Source organism: Nostoc sp. JL31 (genome assembly GCF_017114965.1).
Lineage (GTDB): Bacteria > Cyanobacteriota > Cyanobacteriia > Cyanobacteriales > Nostocaceae > Nostoc > Nostoc punctiforme_A.
In genome coordinates, this window is record NZ_JABXKO010000096.1 from 13,276 (window position 1) to 28,521 (window position 15,246).

At 41.8% G+C, this 15,246-nt stretch carries 11 protein-coding genes; 3 read left to right on the plus strand and 8 right to left on the minus strand.

Annotated elements, in window-relative coordinates; all coding sequences use genetic code 11:
• Positions 1-84: 84 nt before the first annotated feature.
• Positions 85-1,347 carry an HhoA/HhoB/HtrA family serine endopeptidase gene (locus HWQ43_RS22375; protein ID WP_292738181.1) on the minus strand — a complete coding sequence of 421 codons (1,263 nt, stop codon included), beginning with the start codon at positions 1,345-1,347 and terminating at the stop codon, positions 85-87.
• Positions 1,348-1,677: 330 nt separating this feature from the next.
• Between HWQ43_RS22375 and HWQ43_RS22380 the strand changes: the two genes are divergently transcribed.
• A complete protein-coding gene (locus HWQ43_RS22380; RefSeq protein WP_292738379.1) occupies positions 1,678-2,580 on the plus strand; it encodes a phosphorylase in 903 nt (300 codons plus the stop codon).
• 2 nt (positions 2,581-2,582) lie between these two features.
• Here HWQ43_RS22380 and bioD read toward each other — a convergent pair whose 3' ends face one another.
• From bioD to HWQ43_RS22395, 3 genes are all read right to left on the minus strand, one after another.
• Positions 2,583-3,278, minus strand: coding sequence for a dethiobiotin synthase (gene bioD, locus HWQ43_RS22385; RefSeq protein WP_292738183.1), 696 nt, complete (start codon positions 3,276-3,278; stop codon positions 2,583-2,585).
• Positions 3,278-4,996 (minus strand): serine/threonine-protein kinase, encoded by a 1,719-nt coding sequence (locus HWQ43_RS22390; protein WP_292738185.1) that lies wholly within the window; start codon positions 4,994-4,996, stop codon positions 3,278-3,280. Before HWQ43_RS22390 ends, bioD begins: the two co-directional genes overlap by 1 nt.
• Before the next feature lie 347 nt (positions 4,997-5,343).
• A complete protein-coding gene (locus HWQ43_RS22395; RefSeq protein ID WP_292738187.1) occupies positions 5,344-5,517 on the minus strand; it encodes a hypothetical protein in 174 nt (57 codons plus the stop codon).
• A gap of 734 nt (positions 5,518-6,251) precedes the next feature.
• Between HWQ43_RS22395 and HWQ43_RS22400 the strand changes: the two genes are divergently transcribed.
• Positions 6,252-7,268, plus strand: a complete 1,017-nt coding sequence (locus HWQ43_RS22400) for a ribose-phosphate pyrophosphokinase (RefSeq protein ID WP_292738189.1) — start codon at positions 6,252-6,254, stop codon at positions 7,266-7,268.
• 224 nt (positions 7,269-7,492) lie between these two features.
• A complete protein-coding gene (locus tag HWQ43_RS22405) occupies positions 7,493-8,221 on the plus strand; it encodes a Uma2 family endonuclease (protein ID WP_292738190.1) in 729 nt (242 codons plus the stop codon).
• Here HWQ43_RS22405 and HWQ43_RS22410 read toward each other — a convergent pair.
• The 4 genes from HWQ43_RS22410 to rsmI form a co-directional block, all read right to left on the minus strand.
• Positions 8,192-11,815, minus strand: a complete 3,624-nt coding sequence (locus tag HWQ43_RS22410) for a response regulator (protein ID WP_292738191.1) — start codon at positions 11,813-11,815, stop codon at positions 8,192-8,194. The genes HWQ43_RS22405 and HWQ43_RS22410 overlap by 30 nt on opposite strands.
• Before the next feature lie 701 nt (positions 11,816-12,516).
• The gene (locus HWQ43_RS22415) at positions 12,517-13,428 is read right to left on the minus strand and encodes a hypothetical protein (RefSeq protein ID WP_292738192.1); all 912 of its coding nucleotides are present in this window, start codon (positions 13,426-13,428) and stop codon (positions 12,517-12,519) included.
• Positions 13,429-13,487: 59 nt separating this feature from the next.
• On the minus strand, positions 13,488-13,766 hold the full coding sequence (locus HWQ43_RS22420; protein WP_292738193.1) for a GlsB/YeaQ/YmgE family stress response membrane protein: 279 nt from the start codon (positions 13,764-13,766) through the stop codon (positions 13,488-13,490).
• A 390-nt stretch (positions 13,767-14,156) separates the two neighbouring features.
• Positions 14,157-15,017: a 16S rRNA (cytidine(1402)-2'-O)-methyltransferase gene (gene rsmI / locus HWQ43_RS22425; protein WP_292738194.1), complete on the minus strand. Its 861-nt coding sequence runs from the start codon at positions 15,015-15,017 to the stop codon at positions 14,157-14,159.
• Positions 15,018-15,246 lie beyond the last annotated feature (229 nt).

Here is a 15,246-nt window from a genome sequence, read left to right on the forward strand (position 1 = left end):
AACTCAATTTTGCCACCAGAAAAAAGGGACGAGCAAAATACCCATCCCAGAAAATTCACTTTTATTCAATTGATAGCAAAACGTTTATTGCACTTGGGTTTGGGTGGGGAAAGCACCAGGTTGCACAGCGATGTTAAGATTCTGCCCATTGCGGCGTAATTCCATACGTAAATCGCTCCCGACTTGGCTATTTTCTACAGCCCTTTGGACACTGCTGGCATCTGTGACTGCTTGACCTCCAAGCGTTTGGATCACATCACCAGCACGTATCCCTGCTTTAGCAGCTGGTGAATTTGGTATAACTTTTACAACTAATACACCTTTATCTTCATTCACACTCAAACCGCTGTTGGGATCTGAGTTGATATTTTGTTTTAGCTGAGGTGTTAACCCCACCATCTGAATTCCCAAGTAAGGATGTTCTACTTTACCTGTAGCTATTAGTTGACTGGAAATGCGTTGTGCTGTGTTGATAGGAATAGCAAAGCCTAATCCTTGTGCCCCTTGAATAATGGCTGTATTCATGGCAATTACCTGGCCACGGGAATTTAGTAGGGGACCGCCGGAGTTACCGGGATTAATTGCGGCGTCGGTTTGAATATACTCTACTCGCTTATCGGGAGCGCCGATTAGATTACTACTGCGTCCGGTGGCACTGATGATTCCGGTAGTTACTGTATTATCTAATCCAAGGGGGTTGCCGATCGCGATCGCCCATTCTCCGGGTTGTAGTTGATCTGAGTTACCCAAGGCTACTAACGGGAGATTATCTGCCTGAATCTTGACAACAGCAACATCGGTCAGCTCGTCTTTTCCTAACACCTTACCTTTAAAGCTACGCCCATCTTTGAGTGTAACTGTTACGGTATCAGCACCATCAACTACGTGGGCATTGGTAAGAATACGACCATCAGCACTAATAATAAAACCTGAACCAGTACCCTTTTCTACGCGATTCTGTTGTTCTGGCATTTGAGAGCCAAAAAAGCGTTGGAAGAATGGATCGTTAAATTCATCTGGTAACTGGGTTTTTACGGTTCGGGAAGAGTCAATTCGCACTACAGCAGACCCTACCTTTTGTACTACCTGGATAACAAAGTTAGGATCTGTGCCTGCTGGTAATGGAGGAGCAGCATTTACTCGACTTACTGCCAAATTAGATGCATTTTCAGACACCTGCTGGGAGTGTCCAGCCATATAGCCGCCTGCCAATGTCATACCTGATCCCAGCAGCACCAGCGATAGAGAGGCGGCAGCCTTTCTCCAGGTTTTATGATATTTGGCATCAGCAGTGTTATGTAAAATGCTATTTGATGGGTGTTCTCTGTCGCGAGATTCGTTTTGCATTGCTGTCTGGAAGGATATTTAGATGTATTACTAATGTAGATATGATTTGTGACAGTTTTGTTGCAAAGGTATTGCGTTGTTGTGAAAGCTTTGGTATTTTATTGAACCGTATTGGAATATAGTCATTCGTAGAGACGTACATCGCTGCGTACTCTTTACCAAACTTAGTGCCTCGGCTTAAAGTAAATTAAGAATTACTCAGTATTTATGTACTTGGGTTTGAGCAAGGCCCCTTGTGGGCGGTCTTTAAACTCAGAACTCAGCACGGGCTAAACGCCTCGCTACCGCTAACGGAACTCAGCACTCTTCATCATGCCTGAAGGAATGAAAATGGCACAGGGGAAAATCTTACTTAAACCTGGCACTTTATGGACAAGTGTTAAAGAACGGACTGAATATGCTTTGCAATGCGGGGCGCTACTATCGATTCCGACAGAATTTGAATTTGTTGAACAGGATGGCGTGCGCTTTTTGGTGCGGATTTTGTCTAACCTGAATCGCAAAAAAGCGGCTAAGGATAAACAGGAAAAACAATCTGCTACTGCTGGTGAAGAGTTTAATCCTTTCTTGCCCTACGAAGAAGATTTATTTGTGGCGGATATCTCTGATACTCATGTATGTATTTTAAATAAATTCAATGTTGTAGATTATCATCTGCTAATCATCACCCGTGCTTTCGAGGAACAAGAAAGCTTACTCACCCTGGAAGATTTTACGGCTATGTGGGCGTGTTTAGCTGATTTCGATGGTTTAGCATTTTACAACAGTAGCAAAATCGCAGGTGCTAGTCAGCGACACAAGCACTTACAATTAGTGCCACTACCACTTGCCCCTTCAGGCTTGCAAATACCGATTGAAGCTTTGCTAACATCAGCACAATTTCAAAACTCGAATGCAACTTTAGCAAAACTTCCTTTTGTACATGCTTTCGCACCATTAAATTCTAATTGGGTGCGATCGCCATTGGCAGGGGCCCAAGCAACACTGGAAATTTATCACACTTTGCGTCATGCTGTGGGTTTAGATGCAAAGCAATCTGGTGCTTACAATCTGCTAGCGACACGAGAATGGATGTTAATCGTACCGCGATCGCAGGAGCATTTCCAATCTATCTCTGTGAATTCATTAGGATTCGCTGGTGCCCTGCTGGTGCGAAACGCAGCAGAAATGGAGATTCTCAAAACCCAAGGGCCGATGACTATCCTGAAAAATGTTGCTGTATTTTTTCGATAATGTCAATTTAAATCATTCTCAAGTGTTAGTGTTTCCCAATCTAAATCTGATGCTATTTGAGCAAGTTTATCTAAATCAGTCAGGTTATCTAGATAGGGTAAGCAGCCTAAAACTGGCGTGTTAGTGAGTGATTGAATCAATTGAAATGGTGCCCAGTCGGCAATTTCTGCATCCGTTCGGGGTTGTACGCAGTTCAAAACAATGCCTTTGAGATTGATGCGCGATTGTCTAGCTAATGCCACATTTGCCACTGCTTGAGCGATCGCACCTAATCTCACTGGTACTACCAATACTGTTGGTAAACGCCATTCCCCCGCCAAATCAGCTACCGTTAATTCCTCAGTTATTGGCGAACCTAAGCCTCCCAAGGCTTCTACAAGCACAAAATCACGCTGCGATCGCAGTTTAGACAAAGCTTGCCAAACTACTGCTAAATCTACTCGGCGATTTTCCCGTGCTGCTGCTATAGGAGGAGCCAGAGGTGCTTGAAAGTATAAAGGTGTAATTTCTTCAGCAGATTGTTCTAGCGCAAATAGCTTTTGATACCACTCGCGATCGCCAACCCCCGATTGAATCGGTTTCATGATTCCCCAGCGACGCTGCGGGTAATATTTTTGCCAATAAGCTGCTAATGCTGTTGTTAAAACAGTTTTACCAGCTTCCGTATCAGTTCCAGTAATTAGTAGTGTGTTTAACATTAATTTCTTTGACCAGAAAATGGTTGGGTTCCATCAGCCGGCGGAAAAGTTGGCGCTTCAGTAGTGTTCGGAATTGGCAAGGGTGTTTCTGTGGGAATTGGCAAAGGTGTTTCTGTGGGAATTGGCAAAGGTGTTTCTGTGGGAATTGGTAAGGGTGCTTCTGTGGGAATTGGCAAAGGTGTTTCTGTCGGTGTTGGTTTGACTGGTTTTTCTAATGCAACATTGAGATTGTAATTGCTTTCGGCAACTCCTGAAAGCAGAGTTAACTCAATAGTATATCTACCAGTAAGCAACAATGTGCCTTGATAAAATGTGACTTGTTGGGCAGTACTCTCAATTGGTTGTCCATTGGGACTTAAGATTGTTAGCAGAATGCTGCTTCCTGGGTCAATAAACGTGTTTAATTTAGCACCTTCTCGCCCAAAAAAGCTGTACTGAATGATTTGATTTGCTTTGAGAGTACCTTCAACCGTGATTGGGTTAGATGCTGTCAGCTTGAGGCGCTTAGTAGATATAACAGGTCGATCGTTAGTTGCTGTGGGTGTCGGTGTCGGTGTCGGTGTTGGCGTGGGTGTGGGTGTGAATGTAGTACCACTAGGAATTACTGGTGAAGGGAAATTTTGTGGAAGCGTCTCATCTGGTGTTTTTGACTGACCGCGGATAGAACTAACTAGTGCCCAAGAACCAAATCCTGCTACGATCACGACAGCAATGGCAATGGCGGCGATCGCTAACGGATTATCCAAGATTGAGCTAGTGGAACTTGGTGGAATCACAGGATCGGGTTTCTTGGGCGAAGCTGCTGGTGCTACTAAGTCAGGACGGCGACTAACTGCCATTGTCTGCAAGTTAGACACATTCACATTCGGAAGATTGATTTCGTGTAAAGGTTGTAGTGCTTGAGATACACTAGCAGCACTTTGATAGCGATCGCTCGGTATATGATTCAACATTCGATTCAACACTACAGCAAATCGCGGGTTCACTTTTACCCACCGTTGCCAATTCCAAGTTAGTTGGTTTTGATCGAATAGATCCTTTGGTTCTTTACCAGTCAGCAAAACAATCGCGCTTACCGCTAATGCATACAAATCACTACTAGGATAAGCTCCCCCTGTTTGCATTTGTTCGCTGGGAGAGTAGCCTAATTTTCCTACGGTGGTTTTTGGTATGGGACTATCTGGCGATTGTAAACGCGTTGCCAGTTCCTTCACCACCCCAAAGTCAATTAACACAGGTTTAGCGTCACTATCTCGCAAAATAATATTTTCTGGCGAGATATCCCGATGAATAATTCCTCGACTGTGAATATGCTCTAAAACAGGCAACAACAACTCTATCAGCTGTAATACTTCAGCCTCTGTGAAAGTTTTACCCACAGCTTGACGTTCAGCCAGCAGAGTGCGGTACGTCTGACCTGCAATGTAGTCCTCCACCAAAAATAAGCGTTGGTCTTGCTCAAATCTTTCCCGGAATTTCGGCACTTGTGGATGTTCGATTTGATATAAAATGGCAGCTTCTCGGTGAAAAAGCTCTTGTGCCCTCTCCCAATCCAAAGCCGACCCTGCTGTTGAATTCAATTCCTTAATCGCGCAAAGTTCGTTAAAGCGCCTCTGGTCTTCTGCCAGATAGGTTCTACCAAATCCTCCTTGTCCGAGAATTTGAATTATCCGGTAACGGTTTTGCAAGACAGTGCCAACTGTAATCGGTGGTTGCATGATCGGTTGATTGAGTGTAGTAGCAACTGAGGAGATCACCCACAAAGATTAAGTCCAGGAGGCGACGGACAGTTACCTGCGGCAATATTCTACTATACCCAACAAGTACACTCCACCAGAGCAAGGTTTTTCCTACTCCACAACTTAAGAGTCCCCAATCTTCCATTTAATTTCTCTTTCTAGAAAAACCAGAGATTTGGAAATATGCAAAATTAACTTGAGAATCCAGATTATACAAATCATTCTTCTGTTTTTCAATCAATTCTTGGGGAAATTGAAGAAGAATGCAGAATTCAGAATTCAGAATTCAGAATCAAGATCGAGAATGATTCCTTTAGCACTAAAAATCAATATTTTGTCAATTTTTCTGCTATTCGGCTATTTACCAAATTTATTCGAGTGGCGATCGCCCCAACATCCAAAATTATCATCCGTTTGAGTCGCAGATTGTAGGCGATATGCAGTATTGCTGCACCCACCTGGAGCGATCGCAACCACCTAAAGATTAGAGCAACATCCAACAGTACTAATTTTATCCCGGCAGCAATACGGATACTAACTAATTCAGCAGCAATTGGTAGCTTACACTTGACAGGATGCTCAGGTTCAGGTTCAACATTTACAATGTTATTGATATTGAAAAACTTTTCTAGATTTAATTAAAAAAATTAAGTAAAAATGTTTACATGAGTTTACTTAGATAGGATTATTTTTATTGAGTAATGTTTTAGGATCAAAAAAAAATATCTTTATTTAATATTTATTTAATATTTATTTAAACTTTATCTAAAAACGTGCTTATATGTGGAGTAATTTTGTCTACTGCTAGCCTCTTCTGGGCTTTTTATGATTGTCATGTTTGCCAATGCGTAAGTCATAGAGTAATAAGTTACCCTTTGACTACTTAGTGATAGGTGCTATACTGTGTGAGGACAAACTCTTTAATATCACTAAAGTTGTCAATGCTTTACTGTCAGCTATCAATGAGGTAATTAGAAGAACCTACCACACCAATAATATTTAAGCAATTAGGGTTATTTACCTCAACCAAAAAATTGAACTATAGACCTAATGCATTAACTTGATGTCAGTTAAGCTATCAATAGCTTGTTTGCCAAGAAAACTAGATAATTAGCGAATAATAATTTTATGCAAAAATGTTTAAATTTTGTATGGAAGCTTCAATAAAACTTACAGATGTTTTTTTAGGCTATTTCTTGGTTAAATCTATTAAATCTCTAATGATAATATTGCTATGAATGCACATAGAGGATCTGCTGTGCTCAGTTCTGCTACTTTCAAAATGCAACCATCTGCAACAGGACTGAACGATAATCATCGCCTGCGGCTGTTTTCTGGCTCTGCCAATTTACAACTGTCTCAAGAAGTCGCTCGTTATCTGGGCATGGACTTGGGACCAATGATTCGCAAAAGATTTGCGGATGGAGAACTTTACGTTCAAATCCAAGAATCGATTCGGGGTTGTGATGTCTATTTAATCCAGCCATGTTGTCAACCCGTCAACGATCATTTGATGGAATTATTGATTATGGTTGACGCCTGTCGTCGAGCTTCTGCGCGACAGGTAACGGCAGTAATTCCCTACTATGGCTATGCTCGTGCCGATCGCAAAACAGCAGGACGAGAGTCAATAACCGCCAAGCTGGTTGCTAACTTGATCACCGAAGCAGGTGCCAACCGCGTTCTAGCAATGGATTTACACTCGGCGCAAATTCAAGGCTATTTCGATATTCCCTTTGACCATGTTTACGGTTCTCCAGTATTGCTGGATTATCTAGCAAGCAAACAACTGCCAGACTTGGTAGTTGTTTCTCCTGATGTTGGTGGTGTAGCACGAGCTAGGGCATTTGCGAAAAAACTGGGTGATGCTCCACTGGCGATTATTGACAAACGTCGTCAGGCACATAATGTCGCAGAAGTGTTAAATGTCATTGGCGATGTTAAAGGCAAAACGGCAGTGTTGGTGGATGACATGATCGACACTGGGGGTACGATCGCAGAAGGAGCGCGATTACTGCGTGAAGAAGGAGCGCGTCAGGTATATGCCTGTGCAACTCATGCGGTATTCTCTCCACCAGCGATGGAGCGGTTGTCTAGTGGCTTGTTTGAGGAAGTCATTGTCACCAATACCATTCCCATACCAGAAAACAATCGTTTTCCCCAACTAGTGGTGCTGTCAGTAGCTAATCTGTTGGGAGAAACTATCTGGCGAATTCATGAAGATACTTCAGTTAGTAGTATGTTCCGCTAGACTGTTATTCGTGTTACAGGGATAAATTACCCACATTGACCCCTTGATCGGGTGCAGTGTGGGCTTTTGCTTTGAGTTATTACGCGAACACTAACGTCCCTTGTGGGCGAAACCCCTAATCGCTGCACAAGAGCTTTTTCATGTGCGGTAGTAAAATGGATGCAGCACTGCCAAATTAGAATATTTTGATTCAGTTTGGACAATTGGGTAAAGAGGACAAAGGGATGGTTGCAACTCCTAAAAAAATGATTTCAGTTTTACCTCTGGAAAATGGCGATCGCTTATCTCGCTGCGAATTTGAGCGGCGCTATCAGGCAATGCCGCATTTAAGAAAAGCTGAACTGGTTGAAGGAGTTGTGTATATCATGGCATCGCCACTCAGAATTAAAAGTCATGGGGAACCACATGGAAACCTGATCGGGTGGTTGTGGAACTATAAAACGGCAACGCCTGGGCTTGTTCTGGGAATTGAACCCACAGTGCGTTTAGATCCAGATAATGAACCACAGCCTGACGCGGTACTATTCATTCCGGGCAGACAGGCATTGATTAGTGAGGATGATTATATCCAAGGCGCACCCGAACTGGTGATAGAAGTGGCAGCAAGCAGTGCAGCCATCGATTTACATGATAAAAAACGCACCTATCGGCGGAATGGAGTACAGGAGTATATTGTCTGGCGAACATTAGATAATCAGTTGGATTGGTTTAGGCTGCAAGCGGACGAGTATGTTTCGCTACCAACCGATGAGCAGGGAATTATTCGCAGTCAGGTGTTTCCGGGGTTATGGTTGCCAGTACCTGCCTTACTCTCAGGAGAAATGGCAACGGTGTTATCTGTGTTACAAGCAGGTTTAGCTGCCACAGAACATGAAGAATTTATGCAAAAGTTGAATGAGAATAACTCCCTATTGCCCACTCCCTTACCGATACAGCCAAACCCGGAGCAGTGAAAGCAGTTGCTCAGTATCTACAGGTTTGGTGATGTAGTCAGAGGCTCCAGCTTCGATGCACTTTTCCTTGTCGCCTGGCATAGCTTTGGCAGTTAAAGCAATGATTGGTAGTGAGCGAAACTGTTGTTGCTGACGGATGGCGCGGGTGGTTTCGTAACCATCCATTTCCGGCATCATGATATCCATCAAAACTATATTAATTTCAGGATTATTTTGCAGCTTCTCTATACCATCTCTGCCGTTTTCGGCAAACAGCACTTGCATTTGATAGCTTTCTAAAAAGCTGGTCAGGGCAAAAATATTTCGCAGGTCATCATCTACAATCAAAATTTTCCGATTAGCTAGCACCGGGTCAGTTTGATGTAGTTGCTCTAGCATTTGCCGCTTTGGTGTAGGCAAATTTGCTTGCACTCGATGCAAAAATAGGGCAGTTTCGTCTAACAACCGCTCTGGCGATCGCACATTTTTAATAATAATTGTCTCTGCAAGTCCCCGCAGCTGGGTTTCTTCTTGTCGGCTGAGTTCTTTGCCGGTGTAAACAATTATCGGCAGTTTCAAAAGCCTGGGTTCAAGTTTTATCTGCTCAATTAGGGCAAACCCGCTCATATCGGGCAGACCGAGATCCAGTACCATACAATCAAAGTGATGCGATCGCAAAATCGAGAGGGCTTCTGCCCCCGTACCTACTGCTGTACTCTGGACATCGCCGTTACCAATCAGTTCGATAATACTTTGGGCTTGTACGGGGTCATCTTCTACAATTAGCAGATTTTTTACCTGACGCTCAATAAAGCCTTTAATCTCAGTCAATACCTGAGTTAGCGCTTCTGGAGACACGGGTTTTTGGAGATAGGTAATCGCTCCTAGTTGTAATCCTCGTTGTTGTCTTTCATCAACAGAAAGTATGTGTACTGGTATATGTCTAGTATCTGGTTTATGCTTTAGACGATCCAGCACCGTCCAACCATCCATCTCTGGCATGTGGATATCTAGCATAATTGCATTAGGCTTAAACTGTTCCGCTAGTGCTAGACCTTGTTTGCTCTGTAAAGCAACAATCGTTTTAAAGCCCTGTTGACGTGCCATATCTAGTAAGATACGGGCGAATTTATCGTCATCCTCGATAATTAGCAAAATGCGATCGCCCGGTTGAATTATTTCCCGGTCATCTGGAATATCGTGGGGTAAGCTGGGAAGTACTTTCACTGATGGAGAGATGTCCACGGTTGTGGGTCTGTTTTCCAGTATCGAAATTTCTTTTATGGTCGATGCTGTGCGGATAGAGGTAGTTGGCTCAAGGGGTGGTGTAGTGATATTTGGGCCATGCTTTTCCTGTTGCCTGGGCAAGTAAAGGGTGAAGGTGCTTCCCTGTCCTGCTTGGCTGAGTAGTTCAATTCTCCCTCCCAATAGTTGAGCTAATTCACGGCTGATGGACAGGCCTAATCCAGTCCCACCGTACTTACGGCTAGTTGTGCCATCTGCTTGCTGAAATGCCTCGAAAATAATCTTCTGCTTTTCGGCTGGAATGCCTATGCCCGTGTCGCTGACGGCAAAAGCGATCGTGGAATTATCAACTTGGAATATTTGTAACTTCACGCCTCCCTGTTCTGTAAATTTAAAGGCGTTAGCTAGGAGATTTTTCAGCACTTGTTGCAGACGTTTGGAGTCGTTATAAATTGTTGGGGGTAACTTCTCATCCCGTTCAATAGTAAAACTGATTTCTTTATTGTGGGCAACTTGCCGGAAAGTCTGCTCTAGAGATGTCTCCAAATCTGCAAGAGTAATTTGCTCAATATCGAGCGACATAGTACCCGACTCAATTTTTGCCAAATCTAGAATGTCATTGATCAATTCCAGCAAATCAGTTCCAGCTGAGTAAATAGTCCGGCTGTACTCTACCTGTTTGTCGGTCAAGTTGTTAAGAGAGTTATCTGCCAGCAGCCTTGCTAAAATTAATAGGCTATTTAACGGTGTCCGCAGCTCGTGGGACATATTCGCCAGAAATTCTGACTTATATTTAGAAGACAAGGCCAGTTGTTCAGCTTTTTCTTCCAAAGACCTCCTCGCCCGCTCAACTTCCTGATTTTTGCGGGCTACTTCTCGATTTTGAACTTCTAATAATTCTGCCTTTTCTTCTAGCTCCTCATTTAGTTGTTGCAATTCTTCGTTAGATTGCTTGACAATAAATTGTGATTCTTCTAACTCGTGCGCCTGTTCTTCCAAGCGTTGATTGCTTTGCTGTAGTTCTTCTTGCTGGGTTTGCAGTTCCTCTGTTAAAGCAACAGACTCTTCAAGTAGTTGCTGTGTTTGCAATTGTGAGGCGATGTTATTTAAAAATACACCCAGATTTTCACTCAATTGCTCTAGAAATATCAGGTGTAACTCACTAAAAGACCCAAAAGAGGCAAGTTCAATAACAGCATTTACCTGCCCCTCAAATAGTATGGGCAACACAATAATATTTAGCGGTGGTGCTTCTCCTAAACCGGAACTGATGCGGATATAGTCATTGGGAACTTCCGTGAGGAGGATTCTTTGTTTTTCTAGAGCCGATTGTCCCACCAGTCCCTCACCCAAGTGAAACTGATTCGCCAAATTTTTCCGCTCTTTGTAAGCATAACCACTCAACAACTTCAGCACAGGCTGGTCGTTGATGGAGTCCATTACATAAAAAACACCCTGTGAGGCCCCAACCAGTGGTGCTAAATTCGACAATATCAGGCGAGATGCACTTTCCAGATTTCTTTGCCCTTGGAGCATCTGGGTAAATTCAGCTAAGTTAGATTTTAGCCAGTTTTGCTCCTCATTTGTTTGAGTTGTGTTTCGCAGATTAACGATCATCTGGTTAAAGGTGCGCGTCAACACGCCAATTTCATCTTGGCGATCGCTATCTGGTAAACTTACCGATAAATCCCCATCCGCCATTTTTTCTGCCAAATCAGAAACTTGCTTCAGAGGTACTGAGATATGTCTGGTCAGAGTGAATCCAATCAAAGCTAAGAGCAAAGAAAATAAGGGAATACTATAAACAATACTGGCGAGGGTTTGCCGAGCAGCTGCTTGTGCTTTTTCTGAGCGCTGTTTTAACAGTGCATTCTCTTCATTTTTCATCGCCTGGATAATTTTCTGGATATTATCCATCAGCTTCTTACCCTGGTCTGTCAGAACAGCTTTCTGAGAAGCTTCTAAACCCTGGCTTTGCCGTAGCTCTACGACTTCTTTCATTACAGCCATTCTCTCGGTTAGTAATGGCTGCAAAATATCAAGCCGATTTTGTTGGTTGGGGTTATCTGCCGTTAACCTTTGAATTTCCCTAACTTTTTGATTCAGTACTTGAATGGCAGCGTTATAAGGTTCTAAATAGCGCTGTTCTCCAGTAATAATGTAACCGCGTTGCCCTGTCTCAGCATTTGTCAGTTGCAAGTTGAGGTCTTCAAGCTGACTTAACACCTGGTAAGTATGGCTTTCCTTGCGCGAAGTTTCAATTAGCTCATTGGTGCTTTGGTAGGAGATTAGACCAATGGTGGTCAGAGTTGCCAAACTCAAAGCAAAACTTACTCCAATCTTGGTTCCAATCTTCAAACGGTTCAACATTATTCCAAACAGGTATTCAAATTATTTCTGTTTCTGAGACTATTTTGATTATGTTTTGGCTATCCCAAATAAATGGAGGATATTTAGTTAATGTTAGGATATGCTTAGTTTTTTGCATACCAACGATTACCATTTTTATCCTAATTTTTCCCAATGTAACGTTAGTTTAAATAATTATATATTTATTTAAATTTTGACAATTTTATTAACAATAAACCATTTGATAGTATAACTTATTTCAAGATAAGAACTACCTGATTTTGTAATTGAATCTCGCTGTGGATAATTAAACACTTGTGCTTAAATTATAAATTTAACATTAGATTTTACTAAAAAACGATATTTCTTAAAATCTCTTGTAATAGTTAAGAGCTATACAAATAGGCTGGATAGTAAAATTAAACAGCTGCATAGTAAAAATTAAATTAATGAAAACACAATTTAGTTAAACACTAAATATAGTGACTTTTGCGGTTGAATATGACATCTATGACATTATACATCAATACTACAGAGCAACCGTAACTTTAGCGATCGCAAGCAGCATTCATTCCACAGCAAAGTTAAGGTTTCAAAACACAACCTATACCCATAGAAGGATATAATTTATAGTACAAGCGTATTGCTTGTACTATAAATTATGAGGAATATGCACAATCATCATGTGTCGTAAAAACTATTAATATTAACTTGAGGATTAACTAGAAGTTGTTAATAACCTGGCGATCGCTTCTAGCTGCATCAAGTTCGGATTGACTATAAATACTAAAATGTTGAATCTTGTTACTCTCTAAAATAGCTCTTGCGCCTGCTAAATAGATATCAGTACTTTTTAAGACTAACAAGTAATGACCAAGAGTCAAATGATGCTCATAATATCTAGCTAACTCATCAGAAATTCCTAAAGTAGTATATCTATCTTGGGAACTGCTGATGTCTACCTCTGAAATATCGCTTAGATTGCTTGTATTTTTAACAACTATTGATATTTGACTCATTGGGAAGCCAGCGCTTCTCAGTTCAGTAAGCGCTCTTTCTGCCTCTTGACGCCGATAAAAAATACCAAGTGCGTGTTTATAGCGATTATTGGGGGTTGAGTATGGCTCAAAGACTCCCCATTGTTGAATATCACGGCGATTAAAAATTCTCTTGGCGAGACGAATTTCTATGTCTATACCGGTTAGTATCACCAAATAGTAACCTTTACAGACAAGATCGCTATAACCCTGTGCTTGCTTTTCAGCAATTCCTAAACTTAGGAACAAAGCAGGCAAACCACCTGCTAAAGTGGTAGCGATCGCAGTTACTTCTGCTCCGGCTAAGATGACTGGGCCTATACCAGGAATTACCAAGAGGGCTAGACCAACTGATAAGTCAGTAATACCGTCTAAAGCATCACTCGTAACGGCTCCAGCAGCATCTTCTGAGGACGTATTGCTAGTGCAATCTGGAATTTCAACACCAGCAATATCACTTTTTTTTTCTGTATTCCGTGCAATAACAGAAACTTTGTCCATTGGAAAATTAGAAGCTTTTAGTTCCTTTAGTACCAATTGTGCATCGGAATACCCAGCGAAAACTCCTATAGTTCTTCGCTCTTTTTCTAATGTCATTTTATCGGTTTATTGCAGTTAGAAGTGATTCCCAAAGTTTTTACCTCAAGTTGAGGTAATTACACAGCTCGACGAGTCAGTAAACCCCAAAGGAAAATTAGTATCATGGCACCAATAACAGCAAATAAAATGCTTCCCAGAGATAAAGCTCCTACGGATGCAGCTGCTGCCGAACTACTTCCTAGCAATACTTGACCCAAATAGCCACCTAATACGGCTCCCAGGATTCCTAATATAATGGTAGAGATAATACCGCCACCTTGGGTTCCAGGATAAAATAACTTAGCTAACGCACCTGCGATTAAACCCAAAACCAACCAAGCAATAATATTAGTCATTGAATTTCTCCTTCACTGAAAATCTGCTTTGTTTGCATTTGACTAATTTCATATTAAAGTTTGCCTCCAGAATTTCTGATCTATCTAGAGAACTAATATCAAAAATCTTTAGATATCATTTTAATATTCGCTACGTCATCTTTGAGGATGAATATAGAAATTAGTCACATTCTGTACATTCAAGTATTTAGATATCAGTCCTATTTGACATCATACAAGATGTACATAAGGAAGCTAACCGCATTCTATATGAGACACGACGTGTAGCTTACTTCCCTGTATGGGTAAGTATAGTATCTCGCAGAGAAGGACAGAAAAGGAAGAAATAATAAAGAAATATATACATTTCACATTTAGATTTTTGATTTAAAAAAAAGCGATATCAGCCGTTCAAGGCTCAGGACTGGAGACTATAGAAAGAGCTAGTTGATAGAGTTGGCGACGGGGAATGGAAGTAAATTTTGCTAACTGACGGCTAGCTTGCGATCGCGATATTCCTTGACTAATTAACTGTTTCAATTCGGCTTTTAATTCTTCTTCTGTCAGTTGGGGCTGACTGGCTGGAATTCCTGCCACTACTAATGTATATTCACCTTGGGGTTCTCGTTGAGTGTAGTAAGCGATCGCTTCGGCAATTGTCCCCCGCCAAAATTCCTCATACAATTTAGTTAACTCCCGTCCTAGCACAATTTGGCGATCGCTTCCCCAAACAAGAGCTAAGTCTTGCAAAGTATCTCGTAAACGGTGCGGCGATTCATAGAAAATCAAGGTGCGAGATTCTGTTTGCAGAGATTCTAAATGTTCTTGCCTCTGTTGGGTTTTCGCCGGGAGAAAGCCTTCAAAGACAAATCGATCCGTTGGTAATCCTGCTGCACTCAAAGCGGTAATTGCTGCACTAGCGCCAGGAATCGGAACTACTGGAATTCCCGCTTCAATACAGGCTTTCACCAGTTCATATCCAGGATCGGAAATACCTGGCATCCCAGCATCACTCACCAGAGCGATCGCTTTATTATTAACTAAATGCTCTAATAATTCTGGAATACGGCTAGTACGATTGTGTTCGTGGTAACTCACCTGGGGTGTTTTAACTTGAAAATGTTGTAGCAGTTTCCCAGTATGACGCGTGTCTTCCGCAGCAATGATATCCACAGTTTGCAAAATTCGCACTGCTCGAAAGGTGATATCTTCTAGGTTGCCAATTGGTGTGCCGACAACGTAAAGTGTTCCTGGTTTTGGATCGGTTTGCATGAGCAAGAGTTAATAGTTAGGAGTTAGGAGTTAAGAGTTAAGAAGTCAAAATAATAATTTACGTGTAATGTGAATTGAGTATTGGCTACATTTCATACTCAAATTTTGTTTTTTTTAACACAACGAAAGTTTCTAATTCATCAATTTCAGTGATTTCGGTTATTTCTGGTCTTTTAAGACGCGATAAATCGCGTCTCTACATCTGGGTTTTGTTGCTCATCTGGCGTGC

Coding starts and splice junctions, on each gene's coding strand:
- HWQ43_RS22415 (WP_292738192.1), bottom strand. CDS start 13,428: ATGACATTAGAAAAAGAGCGAAGAACTATAGGAGTTTTCGCTGGGTAT.
- rsmI (WP_292738194.1), bottom strand. CDS start 15,017: ATGCAAACCGATCCAAAACCAGGAACACTTTACGTTGTCGGCACACCA.
- HWQ43_RS22420 (WP_292738193.1), bottom strand. CDS start 13,766: ATGACTAATATTATTGCTTGGTTGGTTTTGGGTTTAATCGCAGGTGCG.
- HWQ43_RS22400 (WP_292738189.1), top strand. CDS start 6,252: ATGAATGCACATAGAGGATCTGCTGTGCTCAGTTCTGCTACTTTCAAA.
- HWQ43_RS22410 (WP_292738191.1), bottom strand. CDS start 11,815: ATGTTGAACCGTTTGAAGATTGGAACCAAGATTGGAGTAAGTTTTGCT.
- HWQ43_RS22390 (WP_292738185.1), bottom strand. CDS start 4,996: ATGCAACCACCGATTACAGTTGGCACTGTCTTGCAAAACCGTTACCGG.
- bioD (WP_292738183.1), bottom strand. CDS start 3,278: ATGTTAAACACACTACTAATTACTGGAACTGATACGGAAGCTGGTAAA.
- HWQ43_RS22405 (WP_292738190.1), top strand. CDS start 7,493: ATGGTTGCAACTCCTAAAAAAATGATTTCAGTTTTACCTCTGGAAAAT.
- HWQ43_RS22375 (WP_292738181.1), bottom strand. CDS start 1,347: ATGCAAAACGAATCTCGCGACAGAGAACACCCATCAAATAGCATTTTA.
- HWQ43_RS22380 (WP_292738379.1), top strand. CDS start 1,678: ATGGCACAGGGGAAAATCTTACTTAAACCTGGCACTTTATGGACAAGT.